We start from the raw sequence: 1,249 nt of genomic DNA on the forward strand, positions 1-1,249 counted from the left end.
TTTTTATACTGAAAATAGCATAATTTAAAACTATTATTACTATTTTCATATATAAATATTTTGAAAATTCGTAATTTTTTCAACACGCCGAAGCGAAGAAGAAAAAAAGATGTTATAGTCTTATCTGTTGTCTAAAACACCTGTCCGGGTGGCGGAATGGTAGACGCGCTAGCTTGAGGTGCTAGTGCCTATTTGTTACAGGCGTGCGGGTTCAACTCCCGCTCCGGACACGAAAAAACCTTGCTGGAAAGCCAGCAAGGTTTTATTGTTTTCTAACGCAAAAAAGGTGTTAGCTAAGAAGATCATCTTAGCTAGCCCTAAAAAATTTAATTAAGCAGCATTTGAATGCAAATGGAAACGAATCTCGACAGAATTTGGCGTATAAACAGCTGCACCAAAAGCAATAATCGTGCCAAACTTATCTTTTACAGTAGAATAAGCTGCAATTACAGAAGTTCCAACTTCAACATTCAGTACTGCCGCAAGCCGGTCACACAGCTCTTCTACATGCACAGACACCTCATTTTCTACAAGCTGAACAGCGTACGCTTTGAACAAAAAATCAGCTAACGAATCATCTGAAAAATCATGCGTCAAAATTTTAGGAAAACGCGAAGCAGACAAATAAATCACACTATAACGCGATAAAACATCGTCAACATAGCGCAAGCGTTTCAAACATATCAACTCATCTTCTGGATCAAGACCTAAACGAGCAGCAGCATCTTCATCGTGAATAACATCTTTTTCAATAACTTTTATTCTAACTTTTGCATCATTAGAATAAGCCTGCTCATAAAATCCTTGCGCGCGATCAGAAATCACTTCCTGATTATAAGTATGAATAATTGAAGAAGCTCGAAATGTTCCCCTACCCTGCTCACGAACAAGTAATCCTTCAGTAATAAGATTATCAACTGCATGCCTCAAAGTGATACGACTCACATTGTACTGTTTGCACAATTCAATTTCAGGAGGTAATTGTTCGTTAGCTTCCATAGAATCAATACGAGCGCGTAGATTATCTCGCACAGCAATATATTTAGGCACACCGTCGACCATTATCACTCTCCCCTAACTAAGCGCTAGCATGAAAAAGCCGCTGATACTAGTTTGTGTAAAACACAGCATAGTAACAACGGCTCATGCAAAACTAATAACTCTGTTATCCTATCAGTCCTAACATAAAATGTACAAACAAATAGGAAAATGAGTAAAAAGAATTTAATCTATGTCTACACAATTATTT

The 1,249-nt window shown here is 37.4% G+C and carries 1 protein-coding gene and 1 tRNA gene; one reads left to right on the plus strand and one right to left on the minus strand.

The window, feature by feature from the left end; genetic code table 11:
* The first annotated feature begins 142 nt into the window (after nt 1-142).
* Nucleotides 143-230: transfer RNA gene (locus A5294_RS06385), tRNA-Leu, on the plus strand.
* Nucleotides 231-330: 100 nt separating this feature from the next.
* On the opposite strand, the gene A5294_RS06390 is transcribed toward A5294_RS06385, so the two are convergent.
* Entirely contained in the window at nt 331-1,062 is a 732-nt protein-coding gene (locus A5294_RS06390; RefSeq protein WP_064340736.1) for a GntR family transcriptional regulator, read from the minus strand.
* Nucleotides 1,063-1,249 lie beyond the last annotated feature (187 nt).

Origin of the sequence: Gardnerella sp. 30-4 (assembly GCF_001641215.1) — a bacterium.
Taxonomy (GTDB): domain Bacteria; phylum Actinomycetota; class Actinomycetes; order Actinomycetales; family Bifidobacteriaceae; genus Bifidobacterium; species Bifidobacterium leopoldii.

Coding starts and splice junctions, on each gene's coding strand:
- A5294_RS06390 (WP_064340736.1), bottom strand. CDS start 1,062: ATGGTCGACGGTGTGCCTAAATATATTGCTGTGCGAGATAATCTACGC.